This window comes from Paraburkholderia sp. CI3 (assembly GCF_050436505.1).
Lineage (GTDB): Bacteria > Pseudomonadota > Gammaproteobacteria > Burkholderiales > Burkholderiaceae > Paraburkholderia > Paraburkholderia tuberum.
On the sequence record NZ_JBNDMI010000004.1, the window covers coordinates 2555551 to 2579313 of the forward strand.

Genomic DNA, 23763 nt, shown 5'->3' on the forward strand with positions numbered 1-23763 from the left:
TTATGCGAACGCAGTCTGCGTCTCGTACGCGAAGCCGCGCGGGGCCTTCTGCGTGTCGTCGAAAGTGACGATTTCGTACGAGTCTTCGTGCGCGAGCAGCTCACGCAGCAACGCGTTGTTCAGACCGTGGCCCGACTTGTACGCGGTGTACGACGCGAGCAGCGGGTGGCCGACCACGTATAGGTCGCCGATGGCGTCGAGCATTTTGTGCTTGACGAACTCGTCGTCGTAACGCAAGCCGTCGTTGTTCAGGATGCGGTACTCGTCGAGCACGATCGCGTTGTCCATGCTGCCGCCGCGCGCGAGGCCGAGCTCACGCATCATTTCCACTTCATGCGCGAAGCCGAACGTGCGGGCACGCGCGATTTCGCGCACGTACGACGTGTTGGCGAAATCCACTTCCAACGCCTGACCGGTTTTGTCCACGGCCGGGTGACGGAAGTCGATCGTGAATTTGAGCTTGAAACCGAAGTACGGATCGAGGCGCGCGAACTTGTCGCCGTCACGGATTTCGACCGGCTTCGTGACCTTGATGAATTTCTTCGGCGCGTTCTGCTCTTCGATACCCGCCGACTGGATCAGGAACACGAACGAACCCGCGCTGCCGTCCATGATCGGGATTTCCTCGGCGGTGACGTCGACGTAAAGATTGTCGATGCCAAGACCGGCGCAGGCGGACATCAGATGCTCGATGGTCGACACGCGCGCGCCGTCTTTCTGCAACACGGAAGCCAGACGCGTATCGCCAATCGCCAGCGCGGACGCAGGAATGTCCACCGGCGTGGGCAAATCCACGCGCGAAAACACGATGCCAGTGCCCGGCGCCGCCGGGCGGAGCGTCAGATTGACTTTACGGCCGGAGTGCAGCCCGATGCCGACAGTCTTGACGATCGATTTAATTGTGCGCTGCTTCAACATGGTGGCATTCTGTTCGATTGAAAATCCTAATCAGGATTTTTTATTCCATAGCGCGAATTATACTCCAATCCCCAGACCAGCGTCTTTGCGGGGAACGTGACAATCTGTTTCGCTGCATTACCCACTGGGCTCCGACGGAAAGCGTGACGGGCCGATGCCCCGGAACGGAGGCGTTTCCGGTCAATCGGCCCGCGTAACGGCCTGTCACAAAAGCGTCGTAATCACCGTTGCCGTAACGCCACGCGGCATAAGCGCAGGGTCGCGACGAAGGTGCGACGTCAGCAACTAGCTCAACGTGGCGAGAATACTCGCTGCATCGCTGACTTCGAATTTGCCGGAAGCCTCGACGTTCAGCGTCTTGACCACGCCGTCGTCGATCACCATCGCGTAGCGCAGGGAACGGATCCCCATGCCGCGCGCCGACAGATCCTGCTCCAGACCAAGCGCCCGTGTGAAAGCCGCACTACCGTCCGCCATCATGCGCACCTTGCCCGAGGTGTGCTGATCGCGTCCCCACGCGCCCATGACGAACGCGTCGTTGACGGACACGCACCAGATTTCGTCGATGCCGGCAGCGCGCAACTGCTCGGCATGCTCGACATAGCCCGGTACATGTTTGGCCGAACAGGTCGGCGTGAACGCGCCGGGCAATCCGAAGATCACCACGCGCTTGCCCGCCGTCTGCTCGTGCACGTCGAATCTGTTCGGTCCGATCGTGCAGCCCGCCCGGTCGTCTTCGACGTACTCGAAGAGCGTCGCGTCGGGCAGCTTTTCACCTTCCTTGATCATGCTCAGTCCTTTGCATCGATGCGAAGCACGCTCGCACGTCCTCGTGTCGCAGTGAATTTCGGTTCGGCCCATTCAGCTATAAGCCAACGCCGTTCGGCGGCAGCCACTTCGTCCGCTTCGCGAATCCGCAGAGGGCAGTTGCCCCTGCCGCGAATCAGACGATAAGCGACCTGCTTGCCGTTCACCCGCCACGCTCGTGCATTCGTCCGCCAGCGCTGCATCTGCGACCTTACTCGCAACGCGGCAACGAAGCCTGCCCGTGCGCTCAGTCCGCCTGCTTGCGCAGGAATGCCGGAATGTCGTACGTATCGACGCCCTTTTCCTGCAGCGCCTGCACGTGCGAGGCCGCCGTGTCGCGCGACGTGCGCCAGACTGCCGGCGTATCGAGCGCGCCGTAGTCGGCCGTGCTGGAGTGGCCTGCCGCCGGTGCGTACGCCGCATGCGCCATCGCGCCGATCGGCTGGTTGTCGGTGCCGGTGCGCAGCAGCGTCATCGGTGCAGATTGCTGCTTCTTCGCCGCGCGGCCGAGGCCCGTCGCAACGACCGTCACGCGCAGCGCGTCGCCCATCGCGTCGTCGTACACGGCGCCGAAGATCACCGTGGCATCTTCCGCGGCATAGCTCTTGATCGTGTTCATCACTTCGCGCGTTTCCGACAGACGCAGCGAGCGGCTCGACGTGATGTTGACCAGCACGCCACGCGCGCCCGACAGATCGACGCCTTCCAGCAGCGGGCTCGCGACGGCCTGTTCGGCCGCAAGACGCGCGCGATCGACGCCGGCAACCGTCGCCGTGCCCATCATCGCCTTGCCCTGCTCGCCCATCACGGTCTTCACGTCTTCGAAGTCGACGTTGACGAGACCGTCGACGTTGATGATTTCCGCAATGCCCGCGACCGCGTTGTTCAGAACGTCGTCAGCGCACTGGAAGCACTTGTCCATCTCGGCGTCGTCGCCCATCACCTCGAACAGCTTGTCGTTCAGCACGACGATCAGCGAGTCGACGTGATCCTCCAGTTGCTGCGAACCGGCTTCCGCCACGCGCATACGCTTGCCGCCTTCGAATTCGAACGGCTTGCTGACGACGCCAACGGTCAAAATACCCATTTCCTTCGCGATCTGCGCGACGACCGGTGCCGCGCCCGTGCCGGTACCGCCACCCATGCCGGCGGTGATGAACACCATGTGCGCGCCGCGCAGTGCGTCGGCGATACGCTCGCGTGCTTCTTCAGCAGCGGCGCGGCCCATTTCCGGCTTGGCGCCCGCGCCCAGACCCGTGTTGCCGAGCTGGATCACCGCGGTGGCACGCGAACGCGACAGCGCCTGCGCGTCCGTGTTCATCACGATGAAGTCGACGCCTTGCACGCCTTTGTTGATCATGTGCTGAACGGCATTGCCGCCAGCGCCACCGACTCCGACGACCTTGATGATCGTGCCGCTCGTTTCGGTTTCCAGCATCTGGAATTCCATGTTGCCTCCGTCAAGATAAAAAGTTACCGCCACTCGGCGTTATCCGGCAGGAGATCGGGCAACCCCCTGTCGCGCGCCGGCCGCCGGCACCAGCGCGAATTTCTCGAAACCCGTAGTCAGAAGTTGCCGAGGAACCAGTCCTTCATGCGCGAGAACACCTGTCCCATCGACCCCGACTGCACCGCAACCTTGCGCCCGCGCATACGCTGCGAGCGTCCTTCGACGAGCAGACCCATCGCCGTCGAATAGCGCGGATTGCGCACGACGTCGGCGAGACCGCCCGCATACTCCGGCACGCCGATGCGCACCGGTTTCAGGAAAATGTCCTCACCGAGCTCGACCATGCCGATCATCATCGACGCGCCGCCCGTCAGCACGACGCCCGAGCTCAGCAGTTCCTCATAACCCGACTCGCGCACCACCTGCTGCACGAGCGAAAACAGTTCTTCGACGCGCGGCTCGATCACGGCCGCCAATGCCTGGCGCGACAGCGTGCGCGGCCCGCGCTCGCCGAGACCCGGCACTTCGATCATCTCGTCCGGATCGGCGAGCGCCTGCTTGGCGATGCCGTAGTCGACCTTGATGTCCTCGGCATCCGGCGTCGGCGTTCGCAGCGCCATCGCGATGTCGCTCGTGATCTGGTCGCCGGCGATCGGAATCACGGCCGTGTGGCGAATCGCGCCTTCGCTGAAGATCGCGATGTCCGTCGTGCCGCCGCCGATGTCGACCAGCACCACGCCCAGTTCCTTTTCGTCTTCCGTCAGCACCGCGAGCGACGACGCGAGCGGCTGCAGAATCAGGTCGTTCACTTCGAGGCCGCAGCGACGCACGCACTTGACGATGTTCTGCGCCGCGCTCACGGCACCGGTCACGATATGCACCTTCACTTCGAGGCGGATGCCGCTCATGCCGATCGGCTCGCGCACGTCTTCCTGACCGTCGATGATGAATTCCTGCGTGAGGATATGCAGCACCTGCTGGTCGGTCGGAATGTTGATCGCCTTGGCGGTTTCGATCACGCGCGCGACGTCGGCCTGCGTGACTTCCTTCTCCTTGATCGCGACCATGCCGCTCGAATTGAAGCTGCGGATATGGCTGCCGGCGATCCCGGTGAACACGTTCGTGATCTTGCAGTCGGCCATCAGCTCGGCTTCCTCGAGCGCGCGCTGAATCGACTGCACGGTGGCTTCGATATTCACCACCACGCCCTTCTTGAGCCCCTTCGATTCGCTCTGGCCGAGACCGATCACCTCGTAGTGACCCTCGCCCTTCAACTCGGCGACGATGGCCACTACCTTCGACGTTCCGATGTCGAGGGCGACCAGCAGATCTTTATAGTCTTTACTCATAGCGTGCTCAGTGCGTGTGATGTCCGTTTACTTCTTGCCCTTGTCGGGTTCGCTGATGAAGCGCATGCCAGTGGCACGAATCGCGAAACCGTTCGGATAGCGCAAGTCCGCATTCTCGATATCCTTTCCCCAACGTTGCGTCACCGCGCTCCATGCCGCGGTCAGGCGCTTGCTGCGATCGGCCAGCGTGTCCTGATTGCGTTCGCGGCCCAACTCCACCTGCGTGCCGTTCGACAGCTTCACCGTCCACGCGTAGCGCGGCGACAGCGTCACTTCCTCGGGCGTCTCGTGGATCGCCGCGAACCACTTCTGGAAGTCGTGATAACGCGCGACGACTTCCTTCGCCGTACCGTCCGGGCCGTCGAACGCCGGCAGGTCTCCGTCGAGCTCGCCCTGGTTCGCGGTGAACAGCTCGCCGTCGACGCTCACCAGCTGATCGCTGCCCCACGTCCCAAGCGGCTTGTACTCCTCGAGCGTGACAGCCAGTGCATTCGGCCATACGCGCCGTACGCTCGCGTGACGCACCCACGGCATCTGCTCGAACGCCTGCCGTGCGGCGTCGAGATCGACCGTGAAGTAGTTGCCCTTCAGTCGCCCCACCACGCCGGCGCGTACCGTCGGCGAATTGATGTGCTCGGTATCGCCGTCGATCTGGATCTCGCGCAGCGCGAAATTCGGGCGCTGGATCAGCCAGTAACCGCCCGCCGCCAGCAGCACGAGCACCAGCAACGCGTGCAACGCGTTGGTGGCGAGATTGAGCTGGCGAACGTTGTTCCACATGGTGTCGCTTGCGGTTGCCTTGGTTAATCCTGCAGCGTCAGCGCCAACACGCCGACCACCAGTTCCTGATAGCTGATGCCGACCGCGCGCGCCGCTTTCGGCGGCAGCGAGTGATCGGTCATACCGGGCGCCGTGTTCACTTCGAGGAAGTACGGCTTGCCTTCGCCGTCCAGCATGAAGTCCGCGCGGCCCCAGTCGGTGCAGCCGAGCACATCGAACGCGCGGCGCGCGAGCACCTTCAGGCGCGCTTCCTCTTCGGCGCCGAGACCGCACGGAATCAGATACTGCGTGTCGTTGGCGACGTACTTCGCGTGGTAGTCGTAGAACTCGCCGGCCGGCACGATGCGGATCACCGGCAGGTCCAGATTGCCGGCGATGCACGCGGTGTACTCGCCGCCGCCTTCGATGCTCTTCTCGACCACGACGATACGGTCGTGCTTCACGGCTTCGATCAACGCGGCCGGCAGCGCGTCCGCGCTCTTCACCTTGATCACGGCGACACTCGAACCTTCGCTCGCCGGCTTCACGAACAGCGGCAGACCGAGCTTCGCGACGATCTCCTTGGCGCGCGCTTCGTAGTCGTCACCGCGCAGCACCGCTTCGAACGGCGGAGTCGGAATGCCGAGCTGCTGCCACACGAGCTTGGTGCGGAACTTGTCGAGACCGAGCGCCGAGCCGAGCACGCCGCTACCGGTGTAACGGATGCCATAGAAATCCAGCGCGCCCTGGATCTGGCCGTTCTCGCCGTAGCCGCCATGCAGCGCGTTGAACGCGCGCACGAAGCCTTCATCCTTCAACGCGGACAGCGGACGCTCGGCCGGATCGAACGGATGCGCGTCGACGCCCGCGTCACGCAGGCCTTGCAACACCAGGCGCCCGGAATTGAGCGACACCTCGCGCTCGGCGGAATTACCGCCGAGCAGCACTGCCACCTTGCCGAATTGTTTAGGGTCGATACTGCTCATCTCACACCTTCTGTTCCTGAGCGAGTCGAACCGGCACACCGCCGATCGAACCCGCGCCCATCGTAATCACCACGTCGCCGTCGCGCACCACCGTGGACAGCGCGTCCGGCACTTCATCCACCGTATCGACAAACACCGGCTCGACCTTGCCCGCGACGCGCAGCGCGCGCGCCAATGCGCGGCCGTCGGCGGCGACGATCGGCGCTTCGCCGGCCGCATAGACTTCGGTCAGCACGAGCGCGTCGACGGTCGACAGCACTTTCACGAAATCCTCGAAGCAATCACGCGTGCGCGTGAAGCGGTGCGGCTGGAACGCCAGCACCAGACGCCGGCCCGGAAATGCGCCGCGCGCCGCCGCCAACGTGGCGGCCATTTCGACCGGGTGGTGACCGTAGTCGTCCACCAGCGTGTAGGAGCCCGCGGCCTGGCCGTCGCTGAGAACCGGCACTTCGCCATAGCGTTGGAAGCGTCGGCCGACGCCGTTGAAATCCGCGAGCGCTCGCTGGATATCGGCATCTTTCACTTCAAGTTCAGTCGCAATTGCAATTGCGGCCAACGCGTTCTGCACGTTGTGCTCGCCCGGCAGGTTCAACGTGACGTCGAGCGGCGCCGCGTCTTCGCGCATCACGGTGAAATGCATGCGGCCTTCGCGAGCTTCGACGTTGACCGCGCGCACCTGCGCATCGGCCGCGAAACCGTAGCGGATGATCGGCTTCGACACGAACGGCAGGATCTCCTTCACGTTCGGATCGTCGACGCACAGCACCGCGATGCCGTAGAACGGCAAACGGTGCGTGAATTCGATGAAGGCCTGCTTCAGACGCGCGAAGTCGTGACCATAGGTGTCCATATGATCGGCGTCGATGTTCGTGATGACCTCGATCACCGGGAACAGGTTCAGGAACGACGCGTCCGATTCGTCCGCCTCGGCGACGATGAAGTCGCCGGTGCCGAGGCGCGCATTCGCGCCCGCGCTGATCAGCCGGCCGCCGATCACGAAGGTCGGATCGAGCCCGCCCGCGGCGAGCACGCTCGCGACCAGCGACGTGGTCGTGGTCTTGCCGTGCGTGCCGGCAATCGCGATGCCCTGCTTCAGACGCATCAACTCCGCGAGCATCACCGCGCGCGGCACGATCGGAATGCGGCGATGACGCGCGGCCAGCACTTCCGGGTTGTCGCTGCGCACCGCGGTCGACACCACCACCGCGTTCGCGCCTTCGATGTTCTCCGCCGCGTGCCCGATCGAAATGCGCGCGCCGAGCCCGGCGAGGCGCTCCGTGACCGCGTTGCCCGACAGGTCCGAGCCGCTCACCTGATAGCCGAGATTGACGAGCACTTCGGCGATGCCGCTCATGCCAACGCCGCCGATGCCGACGAAATGAATGTGTTTGACGATGTGTTTCATTGCTTTCCTTCTGGGCTCACGCCCGCCATCGAACCCGCAGCCGCCACCGTCGCGCAGATCTGCGCGACCTGTTCGGTGGCATCCGGTTTCGCGAGCGAGCGCGAACGCTCCGCCATTTCCGCGAGACTTTCCCGCGTCTGGCTGCGCAACCAGTCGGCGAGCTTTTCCGCCGACAGATCGCGTTGTTGCACGACCAGCGCCGCGCCGTTGTCGGCGAGGAACGCTGCATTAGTGGTCTGGTGATCGTCGACCGCGTACGGGAACGGCACGAACAGCGCCGCGACGCCGACCGCCGAGATCTCCGACACGGTCATCGCGCCCGAGCGGCAGATCACCAGATCGGCTGCTTCGTAAGCGCTCGTCATGTCGTCGATGAACGGCACGAGCGAGACATCCGCACCAGCCTGCAAACCAGCCGCCGCGTAGTTCTCGCGCAGAGCGTCGATATGCTTCGCGCCCGCCTGATGCACGATGCGCGGTCTCTCGTTGGAGCCAAGCAGCGCGAGCGCGCGCGGCACGACTTCGTTCAACGCCGCGGCGCCGAGACTGCCGCCCACGACGAGCATGTTCAGCGGACCATTACGCTGCGCGTAGCGTGCTTTGGGTGGATTCGCCCGCGCAAGTTCCTCGCGAATCGGATTACCGGTCCATTCGCTGTGCGGCAGCGCATTCGGAAATGCGACCAGCACGCGCTTCGCGAGCTTCGCGAGCACCTTGTTCGCGAGACCCGCGATCGAATTCTGTTCGTGCAGCACGAGCGGCCGGCCGCTCAGCGCGGTCATCAGACCGGCCGGGAACGTGATGTAGCCGCCCATGCCGAGCACGACGTCGGGCTTCACGCGACGCAGCACGCTCAAACTCTGCGTGCACGCGCGCAGCAGATTCACCGGCAGCATCAGCTTGGTCTTCAGGCCCTTGCCGCGCACGCCGCCGAAGCGCAGGTACTCCATTGGAATGCCGTGCTTCGGTACCAGCGTCGCTTCCATGCCCGCGGGGTTGCCGAGCCACACGACTTTCCAGCCCCACGCCTGCATCAGATGGGCGACCGCGAGCCCCGGGAACACATGTCCCCCCGTGCCGCCGGCCATCACCATCAGCGTGCGTTGTGGCAGAGCCGTCATACCTTGCCCCCGCGCATCAACACCCGGTTCTCATAGTCGACCCGCATCAGCACCGCGATCGCCACGCAGTTCAACAAAATGCCCGAGCCGCCGTAACTGACGAGCGGCAACGTCAGGCCCTTGGTCGGCAGTAGGCCGAGGTTCACGCCCATGTTGATGAAGGTCTGCGCGCCGAACCATATGCCGACGCCCTTCGCGACCAGACCCGCGAACGTGCGATCGAGCGCGAGCGCCTGGCGGCCGATCTCGAACGAGCGGCGCACGATCCAGTAGAACATCAGGATCACGACGAGCACGCCGACGAAACCCAGCTCCTCGCCGATCACCGCGAGAATGAAGTCGGTATGCGCTTCCGGCAGATAGTTGAGCTTCTCGACGCTGCCGCCGAGACCGACGCCGAACCACTCGCCGCGCCCGAACGCGATCAGCGAGTGCGTCAGCTGATACGCCTTGCCCTGCGCGTAGCGATCGTCCCACGGATCGAGGTAGGCGAAGATCCGCTCACGACGCCACGGCGACGCCCACACCAGCAATGTGAACGTGCCCACCGCGGTTGCGACGAGGCCGCCAAACAGCTTGCCGTTCACACCGCCGAGGAACAGCACGCCCATCGCGATCGCCGCGATCACCATGAACGCGCCCATGTCCGGCTCGAGCAGCAGCAGCATGCCGACGAGACCGACCGCGACGGCCATCGGCAGAAAGCCCTTGGCGAAGCTGTGCATGTATTCCTGCTTGCGCACCGTGTAGTTCGCCGCGTAGATCGTCACCGCGAGCTTCATGATTTCCGACGGCTGCATGTTCGTGATGCCGAGCGGAATCCAGCGGCGCGCGCCGTTCACGCCCTTGCCGACGTGCGGGATCAGCACGATCACGAGCGCGACGAGCGAGATCAGGAAGAGCTTCGGTGCGTACTTGTCCCACGTCGAAATCGGAATGCGGAACGACGCGACGCCGACCGCCGCGCCCATCAGCACGAAGATGATCTGGCGCACGAGGAACGCCCAATCGCGATACGACGCGTACTTCGGCGAATCGGGCATCGCGATCGACGCCGAGTACACCATCACGACGCCGAGCCCGAGCAGCGCGACGACGACCCACAGCAGCGAGTGGTCGTAGTCGAGCATGCGCGAGCGCAGCGGCCGCACGCCGTTGACCGCGCTCGCGAGACCGCTGCCGCCCGTGCGGGTGGACGTGCGCGCCGCGGCGCCGTTGCCGCCGGAGGGTTCGCGCGAGCCGAAACGTTCCGACCAGCTCATATCATCGTCCCCCGTTCGGCCGCGATATCTTCGACCGTGCTGCGGAATACCGCCGCGCGGTGTGCGTAACCCTTGAACATGTCGAAGCTCGCGCACGCGGGCGACAGCAGCACCGCGTCGCCGGGCTGCGCGAGCGCGGTGGCCGCGCGCGTCGCGTCTTCGAGCGTCGCGTGATCGGTCATCGCGACGCCGCAATGTTCGAGCGCCGCACGAATCTGCGGCGCGTCGCGGCCGATCAGCATCACCGCGCGGCACCAACGCATCACCGGTGCGGCGAGCGGCTCGAACTCCTGTCCCTTGCCGTCGCCGCCGGCGATCAGCACGACGCGCTGCGCGAGACCGTCGAGCGCGGCGACCGTCGCGCCGACGTTGGTGCCCTTGCTGTCGTCCACATAGTCGATGCCGTCGATCGACGCGATCAGTTCCACGCGATGCGGCTCGCCGCGATATTCGCGCAGGCCGTGCAAAAGCGGCGCGCCGGGCAGGCCGATCGCGCGTGCGAGCGCGTACGCGGCCAACGCGTTGGCGGCGTTGTGCAGGCCACGGATGCGCAGTGCGTCGGCGGGCATCAGACGCTTCAACGCGATGTCGGGCGTTGCGGCTGCTTCGTTCTTGCGACGGCGCTTCGGCGTCGGCGCCCCGAAGGAAGTCCCCTTGGGGGACTCGTCGCTCGCGTCGCGATCTTGCGCTTCGACGAGCCACACCATGTCGTTGTCGCGCAGGAGGCCAAAGTCACCGTCGTTCTTCGGCTCGGTCACGCCGAACGTGACGACCTCCGCGTCGCCGCTGGCAGGCGCGAGCGCGATTACGCGTGCGTCGTCGCGGTTCAGCACTCGCACCGTCCGTGTACCGAAGATGCGGCCCTTCGCGGCTGCGTACGCATCGAGTCCGCCGTGCCAGTCCAGATGATCCTGCGTGATGTTGAGCACGGCGGCCGCGTCCGGCGTAAACGTATGCGAGGTCTCCAGCTGGAAGCTCGACAGTTCGAGCACCCACACGTCGGGCAGCGCGGTCTGGTCGATCGCTTCGGAGAGCTTGTCGAGCAGCGACGGGCTGATGTTGCCCGCCACCGCGACCTTCTTGCCCGCGCGTTCGCACAGCAGGCCGGCGAGACTCGTCGTCGTGGTCTTGCCGTTCGTGCCGGTGATCGCGATCACCTTCGGCGCGTAGCCGGACTCGCCGAGCGTGCGCAGCGCCTGCGAGAACAGTTCGAGTTCGCCCCACACCGGGATGCCCTGCTCGCGCGCCGCCGTGATCAGCGGCAGCAGATCGGCGGCCAGCGGCGACAGTCCCGGGCTGATCGCGACCAGCTCGACGCCTTCGAGCAGCACCGGCGAAAACGGACCGCCGACGAAATCGGCATCGACGCCATGCGCTTCGAGCGCGGACAGATTCGGCGGCACTTCGCGCGTATCGGCCACGCGCAGCCGACAGCCGTGCCTGGCGCACCAGCGCGCCATCGCGAGACCGGATTCACCCAGTCCCAGCACGAGCACCATCGGCTTTTGCCGATCCCGAAACTTCTCGCCGAACATCGCCTGCTTCCTTAAATACTGCTGCTTAACGCAATTTGAGCGTGGACAAACCGAACAGGCACAACATCAACGTGATGATCCAGAAACGCACGACCACCTGCGTTTCCTTCCAGCCCGACAATTCGAAATGGTGATGCAGCGGTGCCATCTTGAAGAACCGCCGCCCTTCGCCGTAACGGCGCTTCGTGTATTTGAACCACGTGACCTGCAGCATCACCGACAGCGTTTCCGCGACGAAAATGCCGCCCATGATGAACAGCACGATTTCCTGACGCACGATCACCGCGACCGTGCCGAGCGCACCGCCGAGCGCGAGCGCGCCGACGTCGCCCATGAACATCTGCGCCGGGTGCGTGTTGAACCACAAAAACGCAAGACCCGCGCCGCCCATCGCCGAACAGAAGATCAGCAATTCGCCCGCGCCGGGGATGTGCGGGAACAGCAGGTATTTCGAGTAGACCGAGCTGCCCATCACGTACGCGAACACACCGAGCGACGCGCCGACCAGCACGACCGGCATGATCACGAGGCCGTCGAGGCCGTCGGTCAGATTCACCGCGTTGCTCGCGCCGACGATCACCAGATACGTGAGCACGATGAAGCCCCACACGCCGAGCGGATAGGTCATCGACTTGAAGAACGGCAGCAGCAGGTCGGCGCGCGCGGGCAAGCCCATCGACAGGCCGCTGCGCACCCACGCCATGAACAGGTCGAACACGCGCACGTTGCTCGCCTCGGACACGCTGAACGCGAGATAAACCGCCGCGAACAGGCCGATCACCGATTGCCAGAAATACTTCTCGCGCGACGACATGCCGCGCGGGTCCTTGTAGACGACCTTGCGGTAATCGTCGACCCAGCCGATCACGCCGAAGCCGAACGTGACGAGCATCACGATCCAGATGAAGCGGTTGGTCAGATCGGCCCACAGCAGCGTGGCCACGGCGATGCCGAGCAGGATCAGCACGCCGCCCATCGTCGGCGTGCCCGATTTGACGAGGTGAGTTTGGGGGCCGTCCTTGCGAACGGCCTGGCCGACCTTCATCGCGGTCAGCTTGCGAATGACCGCCGGGCCGCAGACGAGCCCGATCAACAACGCGGTGATGGTCGCCATCACCGCGCGAAACGTCAGATAACTGAACACGCGCAAGAAGCTTGCGTCATTCTGCAGCCATTGCGCCAGCGCCAGTAGCATGCCTGGATCCTTCTATTTCAATGTGCAGCGGGCGTCGTGCCCGCGGCGTTGGGTTGTGGACTCGTAACGGCGTCCACCACGCGCTCCATCTGCATGAAGCGCGAGCCTTTCACGAGAAGCGTTGCGGCAGCGCCGAAGCCGGCCTGCTGCAGTTGCGCGACCAGTGCGCCGACATCGGCGACGTGGTGCGCACCCGCGCCGTATGCGGTGCAGGCGTCGCGCGAGGCGTCGCCCATCGCATACAGCGCGTCGATACCGCGCTCTTTCGCATACGCGCCGATTTCGCGGTGAAACGCCGGGCCGTTGTCGCCGACTTCGCCCATGTCGCCCATCACGAGCACACGCGGCGATTCACGTGACGCGAGCACGTCGATCGCGGCGCGCATCGAATCGGGATTCGCGTTGTAGGTGTCGTCGATCACGGTTGCGCCCGCGAGCGTGCCGAGCACGGCCTGCTTGACCTGCAGACGGCCCTTCACCGCGCCGAACGATTCGAGGCCGCGCTGGATCGCGTCGAGCGACACGCCCGCTGCCAACGCCGCCGAGGTCGCCGCGAGCGCGTTGTGTGCGTTGTGATTGCCGAGCACCTGCAGCGTGACGTCGAGATGGCCTTGCGGCGTGTCGATAGACAGACGCTTGCCGTCGAACCTGCCCTTCACCGCGGCTTCGGTCGTGCGCTCCGCGCTGTTCAACGCGAAATCGATGATGCGACTGCCGGTCGCGGCGACGCGCCAGATGCTCGCGTATGCGTCGTCGGCGGGGAATACCGCCGTGCCTTCCGGCGACAGCGCGTGAATCACGCTCGCGTGTTCGAGCGCGACCGCCTCGACGCTCGCCATGAATTCCTGGTGCTCGCGCTGCGCGTTGTTGACGACGGCAACCGTCGGCTCGGCAAGCTTCGCGAGCTGTTCAGTTTCGCCCGGATGGTTCATGCCGAGCTCGACCACCGCGAGCCGATGCGCGGCATGCAGACGGAAAAGCGTGAGCGGCAGGCCGATGTCGTTGTTGAAATTGCCCGCGGTCGCGAGACGCGCATCCGCGCCGACCGCGGCCGCGAAGATCGAGGCGATCATTTCCTTGACCGTGGTCTTGCCGTTGCTGCCCGTGACCGCGACGAGCGGCAGGTCGAACTGACGACGCCAGCCGCGCGCGAGCGCGCCGAGCGCTTCGCGCGTATCGGCGACGCGGATCGCGGGCACGCTCCAGCTATCCGGCGTGCGCGCGACGAGCACCGCCGCGACGTTGCGCTCGGCCACTTGCGGCAGGAAGTCGTGCGCGTCGAAACGGTCGCCCTTGATCGCGATGAACAGATCGCCGGGGCCAGCGCTGCGGCTGTCGGTCGACACGCGCTCGAAGCGCACGCTGTCGTCGCCGGTGACGCTCGCGCCGGGGATCTGCGCAGCGGCTGCACGTAGTGAGAACATGTTCATTCGCCACCTCCGCGTGTTTGTGTGGCGCGCGCGGCGAGCGCGAGGCGGGCGTGGTCCTGATCGGAGAAAGCGCGTTTCTTGCCCATGATTTCCTGTGTGGCTTCGTGCCCCTTGCCGGCCAGCACGATCACGTCTTCGCGCGCGGCGCCGCGGATCGCCTGCAGGATCGCGCTCGCGCGGTCCTCGATGCGGCGCGCCTTCGACGCTTCCTGCATGCCCGCGGCAATTTGCTCGATGATCGCGAGCGGATCTTCGCTGCGCGGGTTGTCGCTCGTCACGACGACGTTGTCCGCCAGCCGCTCGGCGATCGCGCCCATCAGCGGACGCTTGGTCGCATCGCGGTCGCCGCCGCAGCCGAACATGCAGACGAGTTCGCCGCCGCGCGCGGTCGCGATCGGCCGCAGTGCTTCGAGCGTCTTTTCGAGCGCATCGGGTGTGTGCGCGTAGTCGATCACGACGAGCGGCTCGTCGTTCTGCAGACGGCCGCCCAGACGCTGCATGCGGCCGTTCACCGGTTCGAGCTTCGCGAGTTCGGCGAGCGCCGCGTCGAACGGCACGTCGGCGGCGAGCAGCACGCCGAGCACCGCGAGCACATTGCTGACGTTGAAGAGGCCGAGCGTTTGCACTTCGACTTCGGCATTGCCCCAGTCCGACGTATTCAGATGGAACTCAGTGCCGGTCGCGGTGGCGCGCACGTTCGATGCGACGAGCCACGCGTCGGCTTGCGTTGTGTCTTTGGCGTGAGCGTTCCCTTGCGCGGCATCGATGCCATAGGCGATTGTGCGCGCGTGACTACGCGTGCTCGCGAGCAAACGCCGGCCGGCGGCATCGTCGCGATTGATCACGGCCGCGCGCAGCTCGGGCCATGCGAACAGGCGCGCTTTGGCGGCTTCGTAGGCCTCGAACGTGCCGTGATAGTCGAGATGGTCCTGTGTCAGGTTCGTGAACACCGCGATGTCGAACGCGGTGCCGTTCACACGCCCCTGATGCAGCGCATGCGACGACACTTCCATCGCCACCGCCTGCGCGCCCGCGTCGCGCAATTGCGCGAGGCTGCGTTGCAATTGCGGCGCGTCGGGCGTCGTGAAGCCGGTTTGCACGAGCTGGCCGACCAGCCCGGTGCCAAGCGTGCCGACGATCGCGCAGCGCGTGCCGAGCGCGGACAGCGCCGCGGCGACCCACTGGCTGCACGAGGTCTTGCCGTTCGTGCCGGTGATGCCGACCGCGAGCATCGCGTCGCTCGGATCGCGATACCACGCGCTCGCGATCGTGCCGGCGAGTTCGTTCAACGCCGGCACCGCATGTGCGGCGGCCGCGTCGAGCGTGCCGCTGAAACCTTCGGATTGCACGAGCACGGCGGCCGCACCGCGCTTGATGGCCGCGTCGATGAATGCGCGGTTGTCCGCGCCATCGACCGCGTACGCGAAGAACGCGTCGCCGGCCGCGAGCGAGCGCGTGTCGGCGTGCAGATGCGCGCCTGGCTGCACGTGCGCGTGCAGCCAGGCGAGGGCGTCGGCGATCTGCCGGTGCGCTGGATGTTGCTCGCGCAGCGCGCTCATCGCTCGACTCCCGGATGATTTTTCGGGGTGGCGGAAATGGTCATCTTCTTCACGCCGGGGCTCGTCGACAGCTTCTTCACCACGGGCGGCGTGGCCGGCGCGCCGGGCGCGGGCGGCGCCGAATCGTCGGACACGACCATCTGCTTGACGGGCATGTCGGGCGGCACGTTCAGCGCGCGCAGCGTATCCCCGGCGATGCCCGAAAACACCGGGCCCGACACCTGGCCGCCGAAGTGGCTACCGGCCGTCGGCTCGTCGACCGACACCGCAACGACGATGCGCGGATTCGGCATCGGCGCCATGCCGACGAACGAGGCGCGATATTTGGAGTGGTCGTAGCCGTGCGGACCGTGCTTGTACGCGGTACCGCTCTTGCCGCCGACGCGATAGCCGGGCACCGCCGCATCCGGCGATGTGCCTTGCGGCGACACCACGGTTTCGAGCATCGCGCGCACTTCACGCGCGGTGGTCGGCGAGAAGATCTGCGGACCGGTGGCCGGCGGGTCGCCCGGCGTGTGGAAAATCGTCACCGGCATGATTTCGCCGTCGTGCGCGATCGCGGTGTACGCGCGGCCGAGCTGGAACAGCGACACCGACAGGCCATAGCCGTACGACATCGTCGCCTGCTCGATACGGCGCCAGCTCTTCCACGGACGCAGACGGCCCGCCGCCGCGCCCGGAAAGCCGACCTTCGGTGCCTGGCCGAGACCGATGCTGGTGTACATGTTCCACATCTCTTCGGGCCGCAACTGCATCGCGATTTTGGTCGCGCCGATGTTGCTCGACTTCTGGATCACGCCGCCGACCGTCAGTACGCCGAAGCCGCTGTCGTCGGTAATCGGCGCGCCGTCGAGTACGAAGTGGCCGTTGCCCGTATCTACCAGTGTAGTCGGCGTCACCCGGTGCAGATCGAGCGCGAGCGACACCGTGAACGGCTTCATGATCGAACCCGGCTCGAACGTGTCGGTCAGGATGCGGTTGCGCAGCTGGTCGCCGGTCAGGTGCGAGCGGTCGTTCGGGTTGTAGGTCGGGTAATTGACGAGCGCGAGCACTTCGCCGGTGCGCACGTCGATCACCATCGCCGCGCCGGCCTTCGCCTTGAATTTCTCGACGGCCGCTTTCAGGTTCGTATAGGCGATGTACTGGATCTTGCTGTCGATCGACAGATCGACGTCCTTGCCGTTGTGCGGCACGACCTGTTCGTCGACGTCCTCGATGATGTGGCCCATCCGGTCCTTGATCACGCGACGGCTGCCCGACATGCCCGCGAGGAGCTTCTGGTCGCCGAGCTCGACGCCTTCCTGGCCCTCGTCCTCGACGTTCGTGAAGCCGATCAGGTGAGCGGTGATCTCGCCTTCCGGATAGAAGCGCTTGTACTCGTCGCGCGAGTAAATGCCGGGGATGTCGAGCGACGCGACTTTTTCTGCGACGTCGACCGGCACCTGGCGCTTCACGTAGACGAAGGTCTTGTCTTCCGACAGCTTCGAGCGCAATTCCTTAGTGGTCATGCCGAGCAGTTTGCCGAGCGCGTCGAGCTTGTCGGCGCCGAGGTCGTCGGGCACCGATTCGGGAATCGCCCAGATTGCACGCACCGGCAGACTCGTGGCGAGCACGAGGCCGTTGCGGTCGAGAATCTTGCCGCGCGTGGCCGGCATGTCGATGCGGCGCTGATAGCGGATCTCGCCCTGCTTCAGATAGAACGCGTTGCCCGGGCCCTGAATCCAGAATGCGCGCGCGGCGAGCGCGACGAACGCCATGAACAGCAGGAACACGACGAGCTTCGAGCGCCACATCGGCAGGCGCACCGACAGAATCGGATTGGCCGAAAACGCAACGCTCTTGTGGGCCGACGATTTTTTCATCGCGTGGCTCCGCGACGGGTCGCGACCGGCGCCGAGGCCGGCGCGGAAGTCGGAATGGGTGCGTCGATCGCCGTGGCGGCACCCGGGGCGAGCGTCAGGTACTGGGTGCGGCCCGTGCTGACCGATTGCATCTTCAGCGAGGCGGTGGCGAGCTGCTCGATGCGCGACGTTTTGGACAGCGCGCTCTGCTGATATTGAAGCTGCGAATAGTCCTGCTGCAGCTGACGCTCCTGCGACTGCGCGCGCTGCAGCTGGATAAAGATCTGACGCTGCTGATTGGTCGCGTTGACGACCGACAAGGCACAGCCCATCACGATGATCAGCAGGAAAATATTGAGGCGGTTCATGGCGCGATCCGCTCCGCCACGCGCATCACGGCAGAACGGGCGCGCGGGTTGTCGGCGACTTCAGCGTCGCTCGCGAATACGCGGCCGATGATCTTGAGCGGAGGGCTCGGCAGGTCGACCGCGCGGATCGGCAGACGGCGGTCCACCGCCGGCGCGCTCGCGTGCGCCTGCATGAATCGCTTGACGATCCGGTCCTCGAGCGAATGAAAGCTGATGACCACCAGCCGCCCCCCTTGCTCCAACAACGACAACGCTGCTTCTAGAACGACTTGCAGCTCCGCAAGCTCTTGATTGACGTGAATCCGTATAGCCTGAAAGGTGCGGGTTGCCGGATCCTTGCCCTTCTCACGGGTTTTGACGACGTTAGCCACGATTTTGGCAAGCTCGCCCGTGCTGACGAGAGGCCCAAGACGGTCGGACTCTGCCCGGCGAGCAACAAGCGCCTTTGCAATCTGAAAAGCAAACCGTTCTTCCCCATAATCTCGTATCACCTCCGTCAATTCCTGCACCGTGGCCCGCGCGAGCCAGTCAGCCGCGGACTCGCCGCGCGTCGGGTCCATCCGCATGTCGAGCGGGCCGTCGGCGCGGAAGCTGAAGCCCCGCTCCGGATCGTCGACTTGCGGCGACGACACGCCCAGATCCAGCAACACCCCCGACACACGCCCTACCCCGCGCTCCGCCATCGCGGCGCGCAGTGAAGCAAAACTCTCGTGGACGATGGCAAAGCGCGGATCGGCGATCTTCTGCGCCGTCGCGATCGCGAGCGGATCTTTATCGAACGCGATCAGCCGCCCTGCTTCACCGAGCCGTTCCAGCACGAGGCGGCTATGGCCGCCACGGCCGAACGTGCCGTCCACATACGTGCCGTCGGCGCGCGTGACCAGCGCATCGACCGCTTCGTTCAGCAGCACCGTGCGATGCTGCAATTCGTTTCCCATCGCAGGTGCCATATAAATAAGCCGCGATCAGAACGTGAAATCTTTCAACGCGTCGGGCATGCCCTCGGCGATCGCCGCCTGTTCCTTCGCGGCGTAGATCTGTGCATCCCACAGCTCGAAATGGCGGCCCATGCCGAGCAAGGTCACTTCTTTCTCCAGCGAGCCAGCCGCTCGCAACTCCGGCGACACGAGCACACGGCCTGCGCCGTCCATATCCACATCCATTGCATTGCCGAGAAAAATGCGTTTCCACCAGGCGGCGTTCATGGGCAGCTTGTCGACCTTGTCACGGAAGATTTCCCATTCGGGGCGTGGAAAGAGCAACAGGCAGCCGTCCGGGTGCTTGGTGATCGTCACCCGGCCCTCTGCCTGTGTTTGCAGCGCATCCCGATAACGAGAGGGAATCGACATCCGCCCTTTCGCATCGAGCGTCAGCGCCGACGCCCCTTGGAACACTTCGCTCTCCCCTATTACGGCGCTGTTTGCGCCGCCCGCCCGGTCCGTGAAAATCTACCCGAAAGTGATGTCGGGAACACACAAAAATACACTTTCTCACACTGTCTCCCACTTTAGAGGAACGCTAAACACGGGTCAAGGGAGCGGCGCGCTTTTCGAGCGGATTTTGTTTGCTAGAACAAGGACTTAGCGCGACTCCTTCACGTCCAGCATAAAACGGAAAACCGTTATAAATGAAAGGGCTAGTGCAACTTGTGAAGGTGATACGTGAAAAGTGCGAGGAAACGGCGCGAATTGAAAGAGATCGTCAAGGGATTCTGAAAGGGAAGAGGCGGCGTCGCCCGGACCGACGACGAACGGGGCGCGCGGCGCCGTCTCGCTTGCGGAAATGCGTTCAGCGATGGCTGAGGCGATACGTGCGGTGCTCCGGTTAGCGAAGCGAAGCGGGTGAAACGCTCATATGTAATAGGCGGTGCGCGTCATCACCTTCGACATCGCACGCATCAACGCGCGTGCAGGAAACGGCAACTCGATGCCGCCCGCGTCCATCGCGGCCTTGCCGTGCTGCGCTTCATCGACGCGCATCTGCTCGACGATCGCGCGCGATTCATGGTCCGCGGCGGGGAGCTGATCGAGATGACTGTCGAGATGCTGCTCGACCTGGCGCTCCGTTTCGGCCATGAAGCCAAGACTCACGCGATCGCCGAGACGCCCCGCGGCGAGACCGATCGCGAGCGCGCCGGTGTACCACAGCGGATTGAGCAGACTCGGACGCGAGTCGAGCGCCTGGAGGCGTTTGGCGGTCCACGCCAGATGATCCTCTTCTTCCGACGCGGCGTGATCGAACATGGCGCGCAATGAAGGTGAGTCGGTGGCGAGTTTCTGCGCCTGGTAAAGCGCCTGCGCGCACACTTCGCCGACGTGGTTCACACGCATCAAACCCGCCGCATGCGCGCGCTCCGCGGGCGAGAGTTCGGGAGCTTCGGCCGTCGCCGCGGAAGCCTGCGGAAGCGGCAGCGGACGGCTCATCCGCGAGACCCCCGTCAGTGAGCGTAAACCCCGATCAAACTCGCCAATCAACTCGTCCAGCAACATAAAGCGCTCCCTGATTCGATAACCGCCGCATCGTTCCGGAAGGTCCGTGCGACAAGGCTTCGCGACGCGAAACCCGTGGCCCGACAGCCACCAATCCGCATGAAATGGGCGGTTAATTTGCGATTCTAGACCATGTTGCGTAAACGAAACAGCAGCCTTCCGGAGCGACTCCTTTTTCTTTGTTCCATGTATGCCTTTTGTTACATTACGTGGCAACTTCTCGCGAAGTTAGACAGCAAGGCCCTCTGCACTAACTAAATATTTCGCCTTGTACAAAAGATTCGTATTCCTTGGAGATCATTCGATGAAAAAGTCGCTTCTCGCTCTTGCAGCACTGGGCGCATTCGCAGGCGTCGCTCATGCGCAGAGCAGCGTGACCCTGTACGGCATCGTTGACGTTGGTATCAACATGAACACCAACTCGGGCGGTAAGCATCTGTACAACATGTCCAGCGGCGTCCTGCAAGGCTCGCGTTTCGGCCTGCGTGGCACTGAAGATCTGGGCGGCGGTCTGAAGGCCCTGTTCGTGTTGGAAAACGGCTTTGACGTGACCAACGGCAAGCTCGGTCAAGGCGGCCTGATGTTCGGTCGTCAGGCATATGTCGGTCTGTCGAGCCAGTTCGGCACGGTCACGCTGGGTCGTCAGTACGACTCCGTCGTCGACTACGTGGGTCCGTTCGAATCGGGTGATCAGTGGGGCGGCTACATCGCCGCTCACCCGGGCGATATCGACAACTTCAACAACGCGTATCGCACCAACAACACGGTCAAGTACACGAGCACCAACTACAACGGCCTGACGTTTGGCGGCACGTATAGCTTCGGCGGCCAGGCAGGTAACTTCACCGGCAACCAGATCTGGTCGTTGGGTGCTGGCTATAACAATGGTCCGCTGCAATTGGGCGTTGGTTACCTGAACGCGCGTACGCCGTCGGCGACGGGCGGTCTGTTCAACAACGGCGGCACGACGACGGCTGCCGGCGCAGCTGTGACGACCCCGATCTACGCTGGCTTCGCATCGGCTAACACGTACCAGGTCATCGGCGCAGGCGGTGCGTACACGTTCGGCGCGGCAACCATCGGCCTGACGTATTCGAACATCCAGTTCGCTAACCTCGGCAAGACGTTCGCGTCGCCGTTCACTGGCCAGAAGGCAACGTTCAACAACGGCGAAATCAACTTCAAGTATCAGTTGACCCCGGCACTGCTGGTCGGCGCAGCGTATGACTACACGCGCGGCCAGCAGATCGAAGGCAACTCGCGTGCTCAGTACCATCAGGGCGCGCTGGGCGTGGACTACTTCCTGTCCAAGCGTACCGACGTGTACCTGGTCGGCGTGTACCAGCACGCTTTGGGCGACACGGTCAACGCAACGGGTCAGGTGGTCGCAGCAACGGCAGGCATCAACGGCCTGACCGGTTCGTCGAGCAGCAACCAGTTCACGGCTCGTATCGGTATCCGTCACAAGTTCTAATAAGTCGTAAAAAAACGCAGTTTGTCTCAAAGGCGCCTTCGGGCGCCTTTTTTTATGCGCGGATTTTGTACGGGCAACAAAAAGCCCGGGCACTTTCGTGCGCCGGGCTTTTGTTCTTCGCTCGCTTAAGCCCTGCCGTCGCGCAACTCGCGGCGCAGGATCTTGCCGACATTGCTCTTCGGCAACTCGGTGCGGAATTCGACGACCTTCGGCCGCTTGTAGCCGGTCAGTTGCGTTTTGCAGTATGCGAAGATCTGTTCGTCGGTCAGCGACGGATCCTTTTTCACGACGAACAGCTTCACTGCCTCGCCGGAATGCTGATCCGGTACACCCACCGCCGCGACTTCGAACACACCCGGCAGCTTTGCGACGACGTCCTCGACTTCATTCGGATACACGTTGAAGCCGGACACCAGAATCATGTCCTTCTTGCGATCGACGATCTTCACAAAGCCGTCCGCGCCCATGATGCCGACGTCGCCTGATTTAAAGAAGCCGTCCGCCGTCATCACCTTGGCGGTTTCGTCGGGCCTGTTCCAGTAGCCCGCCATCACCTGCGGGCCGCGGATGCAGATCTCGCCGGACTGGCCGGGCGGCACTTCGTTGCCTTCGTCGTCGCGGATGGAGACTTCGGTCGACGGCAGTGGCAGACCGATCGTGCCGTTGTATCCGGTGGCGGTGACGGGATTGCAGGTCACGCACGGCGACGTTTCCGACAGCCCGTAGCCCTCGACGATCGGCGTGCGCGTCAGCTCGAACCAGCGCTTCGCGACCGCCTCCTGCACCGCCATGCCGCCGCCGTTCGCGGTCAGCAGCTTCGAGAAGTCGAGCTTGTGGAAGTCGGGGCTGTTCAACATCGCGTTGTAGAGCGTGTTGACCGCGGGAATCGTCGTGATCGCATACCCCTCAAGCGACTTGATCATGCCGGGGATATCGCGCGGATTCGGAATCAGCACGCCGAGACCGCCGGTGCGGATCGTCAGCAGCCCGCACACGGTCAGCGCGAACACGTGATACAGCGGCAACGCGACGACCGTAATGAACTGATCGATATCCGTGCGGTTCGCGCGCACCGGATTGAGCCAGACCTCCGACTGCAGCACGTTCGCGATCAGGTTCCGATGCAGCAGCGTCGCGCCCTTGGCCACGCCGGTGGTGCCGCCCGTGTATTGCAGGAACGCGATATCGTCGGGCCCCTGCTGGACCGGCTTGAACGTCAGACGTGCGCCCTCCGAGACCGTGTCGTTGAACTTGACGTGCCCAGCCAGGCTCCACGCCGGCACCATCTTCTTGACCTTGCGCACGACGAAGTTCACGAGCGGGCCTTTGATGCCCATCAGGTCGCCCATCGCCGCGACGACCACATGCTTGACCGGCGTATTGCGCACGATTGCCTGCAAGGTCCCCGCGAAATTCTCGAGCAGAATGATCGCCTCAGTGCCGCTGTCCTTCAGTTGGTGCTCGAGTTCGCGCGGCGTGTACAGCGGATTCACATTCACGACCACATAGCCCGCGCGCAGAATCGCGGCGAGCGCGACTGGATACTGCAGCACGTTCGGCATCATGATCGCGACACGCGAGCCGCGCGTGAGCCCTTTCGACTGCAGCCACGCTGCAAGATTGCGCGAAAGCTCGTCGAGTTCACCGTAGTTGATCTGCTTGCCCATGCACACGAACGCCGGCTTTGCGCGGTGTTCGCGAAAGGCTTCCTCGAGCAACTCGGCCACCGACGAATAGCGTGTCGGGTCGATCTCTGCTGGAACGCCGGGCGGATAAGATTTCAGCCAGATTTTCTCCATGCAGCGTCTCCTGAAT

General features: G+C 64.2%; 20 protein-coding genes. 1 reads left to right on the top strand and 19 read right to left on the bottom strand.

Annotated features, from left to right (window positions below; all coding sequences use genetic code 11):
* The 18 genes from lpxC to coq7 form a co-directional block, all read right to left on the bottom strand.
* Complete coding sequence (gene lpxC, locus OKW29_RS33220) at positions 1-918, bottom strand: UDP-3-O-acyl-N-acetylglucosamine deacetylase (RefSeq protein ID WP_090801955.1); 918 nt, start codon at positions 916-918, stop codon at positions 1-3.
* Positions 919-1203: 285 nt separating this feature from the next.
* On the bottom strand, positions 1204-1707 hold the full coding sequence (locus tag OKW29_RS33225; protein ID WP_429293980.1) for a peroxiredoxin: 504 nt from the start codon (positions 1705-1707) through the stop codon (positions 1204-1206).
* A gap of 265 nt (positions 1708-1972) precedes the next feature.
* On the bottom strand, positions 1973-3175 hold the full coding sequence (gene ftsZ / locus OKW29_RS33230; RefSeq protein WP_429293981.1) for a cell division protein FtsZ: 1203 nt from the start codon (positions 3173-3175) through the stop codon (positions 1973-1975).
* Between the two features lie 116 nt (positions 3176-3291).
* Positions 3292-4524 (bottom strand): cell division protein FtsA, encoded by a 1233-nt coding sequence (gene ftsA, locus OKW29_RS33235; RefSeq protein ID WP_008921172.1) that lies wholly within the window; start codon positions 4522-4524, stop codon positions 3292-3294.
* A 27-nt stretch (positions 4525-4551) separates the two neighbouring features.
* The gene (locus tag OKW29_RS33240) at positions 4552-5304 is read right to left on the bottom strand and encodes a cell division protein FtsQ/DivIB (RefSeq protein WP_090801961.1); all 753 of its coding nucleotides are present in this window, start codon (positions 5302-5304) and stop codon (positions 4552-4554) included.
* A 23-nt stretch (positions 5305-5327) separates the two neighbouring features.
* Positions 5328-6269 carry a D-alanine--D-alanine ligase gene (locus tag OKW29_RS33245; protein WP_090801962.1) on the bottom strand — a complete coding sequence of 314 codons (942 nt, stop codon included), beginning with the start codon at positions 6267-6269 and terminating at the stop codon, positions 5328-5330.
* Position 6270: 1 nt separating this feature from the next.
* On the bottom strand, positions 6271-7674 hold the full coding sequence (murC, locus tag OKW29_RS33250) for a UDP-N-acetylmuramate--L-alanine ligase (protein ID WP_184066906.1): 1404 nt from the start codon (positions 7672-7674) through the stop codon (positions 6271-6273).
* Positions 7671-8795 (bottom strand): undecaprenyldiphospho-muramoylpentapeptide beta-N-acetylglucosaminyltransferase, encoded by a 1125-nt coding sequence (gene murG / locus OKW29_RS33255; protein WP_184022864.1) that lies wholly within the window; start codon positions 8793-8795, stop codon positions 7671-7673. The genes murC and murG overlap by 4 nt, the downstream gene beginning before the upstream one ends.
* Positions 8792-10057, bottom strand: coding sequence for a putative lipid II flippase FtsW (gene ftsW / locus OKW29_RS33260; protein ID WP_184066909.1), 1266 nt, complete (start codon positions 10055-10057; stop codon positions 8792-8794). The genes murG and ftsW overlap by 4 nt, the downstream gene beginning before the upstream one ends.
* A complete protein-coding gene (murD, locus tag OKW29_RS33265; protein WP_429293982.1) occupies positions 10054-11592 on the bottom strand; it encodes a UDP-N-acetylmuramoyl-L-alanine--D-glutamate ligase in 1539 nt (512 codons plus the stop codon). Before murD ends, ftsW begins: the two co-directional genes overlap by 4 nt.
* 25 nt (positions 11593-11617) lie before the next feature.
* Positions 11618-12787, bottom strand: coding sequence for a phospho-N-acetylmuramoyl-pentapeptide-transferase (mraY, locus tag OKW29_RS33270; protein WP_184066915.1), 1170 nt, complete (start codon positions 12785-12787; stop codon positions 11618-11620).
* 17 nt (positions 12788-12804) lie between these two features.
* Complete coding sequence (locus OKW29_RS33275; RefSeq protein WP_429293983.1) at positions 12805-14217, bottom strand: UDP-N-acetylmuramoyl-tripeptide--D-alanyl-D-alanine ligase; 1413 nt, start codon at positions 14215-14217, stop codon at positions 12805-12807.
* Positions 14214-15776: a UDP-N-acetylmuramoyl-L-alanyl-D-glutamate--2,6-diaminopimelate ligase gene (locus OKW29_RS33280; protein ID WP_429293984.1), complete on the bottom strand. Its 1563-nt coding sequence runs from the start codon at positions 15774-15776 to the stop codon at positions 14214-14216. The genes OKW29_RS33275 and OKW29_RS33280 overlap by 4 nt, the downstream gene beginning before the upstream one ends.
* Complete coding sequence (locus tag OKW29_RS33285; RefSeq protein WP_429293985.1) at positions 15773-17638, bottom strand: peptidoglycan D,D-transpeptidase FtsI family protein; 1866 nt, start codon at positions 17636-17638, stop codon at positions 15773-15775. The genes OKW29_RS33280 and OKW29_RS33285 overlap by 4 nt, the downstream gene beginning before the upstream one ends.
* Positions 17635-17985, bottom strand: a complete 351-nt coding sequence (gene ftsL, locus OKW29_RS33290; RefSeq protein ID WP_429293986.1) for a cell division protein FtsL — start codon at positions 17983-17985, stop codon at positions 17635-17637. The genes OKW29_RS33285 and ftsL overlap by 4 nt, the downstream gene beginning before the upstream one ends.
* A complete protein-coding gene (gene rsmH / locus OKW29_RS33295) occupies positions 17982-18935 on the bottom strand; it encodes a 16S rRNA (cytosine(1402)-N(4))-methyltransferase RsmH (RefSeq protein WP_429293987.1) in 954 nt (317 codons plus the stop codon). The genes ftsL and rsmH overlap by 4 nt, the downstream gene beginning before the upstream one ends.
* A gap of 15 nt (positions 18936-18950) precedes the next feature.
* A complete protein-coding gene (gene mraZ / locus OKW29_RS33300) occupies positions 18951-19379 on the bottom strand; it encodes a division/cell wall cluster transcriptional repressor MraZ (protein WP_013090620.1) in 429 nt (142 codons plus the stop codon).
* Positions 19380-19835: 456 nt separating this feature from the next.
* On the bottom strand, positions 19836-20474 hold the full coding sequence (gene coq7 / locus OKW29_RS33305) for a 2-polyprenyl-3-methyl-6-methoxy-1,4-benzoquinone monooxygenase (RefSeq protein WP_184066930.1): 639 nt from the start codon (positions 20472-20474) through the stop codon (positions 19836-19838).
* Between the two features lie 304 nt (positions 20475-20778).
* Here coq7 and OKW29_RS33310 point away from each other — a divergent pair, with 304 nt between their 5' ends.
* Entirely contained in the window at positions 20779-21948 is a 1170-nt protein-coding gene (locus tag OKW29_RS33310; protein ID WP_184066933.1) for a porin, read from the top strand.
* A gap of 125 nt (positions 21949-22073) precedes the next feature.
* Here OKW29_RS33310 and OKW29_RS33315 read toward each other — a convergent pair whose 3' ends face one another.
* Positions 22074-23747 (bottom strand): long-chain fatty acid--CoA ligase, encoded by a 1674-nt coding sequence (locus tag OKW29_RS33315; RefSeq protein WP_429293988.1) that lies wholly within the window; start codon positions 23745-23747, stop codon positions 22074-22076.
* Positions 23748-23763: the final 16 nt, after the last annotated feature.

Excerpts from the sequence above, each read along its gene's own strand:
- lpxC (WP_090801955.1), bottom strand. The coding sequence starts at position 918 with ATGTTGAAGCAGCGCACAATTAAATCGATCGTCAAGACTGTCGGCATC.
- OKW29_RS33225 (WP_429293980.1), bottom strand. The coding sequence starts at position 1,707 with ATGATCAAGGAAGGTGAAAAGCTGCCCGACGCGACGCTCTTCGAGTAC.
- ftsZ (WP_429293981.1), bottom strand. The coding sequence starts at position 3,175 with ATGGAATTCCAGATGCTGGAAACCGAAACGAGCGGCACGATCATCAAG.
- ftsA (WP_008921172.1), bottom strand. The coding sequence starts at position 4,524 with ATGAGTAAAGACTATAAAGATCTGCTGGTCGCCCTCGACATCGGAACG.
- OKW29_RS33240 (WP_090801961.1), bottom strand. The coding sequence starts at position 5,304 with ATGTGGAACAACGTTCGCCAGCTCAATCTCGCCACCAACGCGTTGCAC.
- OKW29_RS33245 (WP_090801962.1), bottom strand. The coding sequence starts at position 6,269 with ATGAGCAGTATCGACCCTAAACAATTCGGCAAGGTGGCAGTGCTGCTC.
- murC (WP_184066906.1), bottom strand. The coding sequence starts at position 7,674 with ATGAAACACATCGTCAAACACATTCATTTCGTCGGCATCGGCGGCGTT.
- murG (WP_184022864.1), bottom strand. The coding sequence starts at position 8,795 with ATGACGGCTCTGCCACAACGCACGCTGATGGTGATGGCCGGCGGCACG.
- ftsW (WP_184066909.1), bottom strand. The coding sequence starts at position 10,057 with ATGAGCTGGTCGGAACGTTTCGGCTCGCGCGAACCCTCCGGCGGCAAC.
- murD (WP_429293982.1), bottom strand. The coding sequence starts at position 11,592 with ATGTTCGGCGAGAAGTTTCGGGATCGGCAAAAGCCGATGGTGCTCGTG.
- mraY (WP_184066915.1), bottom strand. The coding sequence starts at position 12,787 with ATGCTACTGGCGCTGGCGCAATGGCTGCAGAATGACGCAAGCTTCTTG.
- OKW29_RS33275 (WP_429293983.1), bottom strand. The coding sequence starts at position 14,217 with ATGAACATGTTCTCACTACGTGCAGCCGCTGCGCAGATCCCCGGCGCG.
- OKW29_RS33280 (WP_429293984.1), bottom strand. The coding sequence starts at position 15,776 with ATGAGCGCGCTGCGCGAGCAACATCCAGCGCACCGGCAGATCGCCGAC.
- OKW29_RS33285 (WP_429293985.1), bottom strand. The coding sequence starts at position 17,638 with ATGAAAAAATCGTCGGCCCACAAGAGCGTTGCGTTTTCGGCCAATCCG.
- ftsL (WP_429293986.1), bottom strand. The coding sequence starts at position 17,985 with ATGAACCGCCTCAATATTTTCCTGCTGATCATCGTGATGGGCTGTGCC.
- rsmH (WP_429293987.1), bottom strand. The coding sequence starts at position 18,935 with ATGGCACCTGCGATGGGAAACGAATTGCAGCATCGCACGGTGCTGCTG.
- coq7 (WP_184066930.1), bottom strand. The coding sequence starts at position 20,474 with ATGTTGCTGGACGAGTTGATTGGCGAGTTTGATCGGGGTTTACGCTCA.
- OKW29_RS33310 (WP_184066933.1), top strand. The coding sequence starts at position 20,779 with ATGAAAAAGTCGCTTCTCGCTCTTGCAGCACTGGGCGCATTCGCAGGC.
- OKW29_RS33315 (WP_429293988.1), bottom strand. The coding sequence starts at position 23,747 with ATGGAGAAAATCTGGCTGAAATCTTATCCGCCCGGCGTTCCAGCAGAG.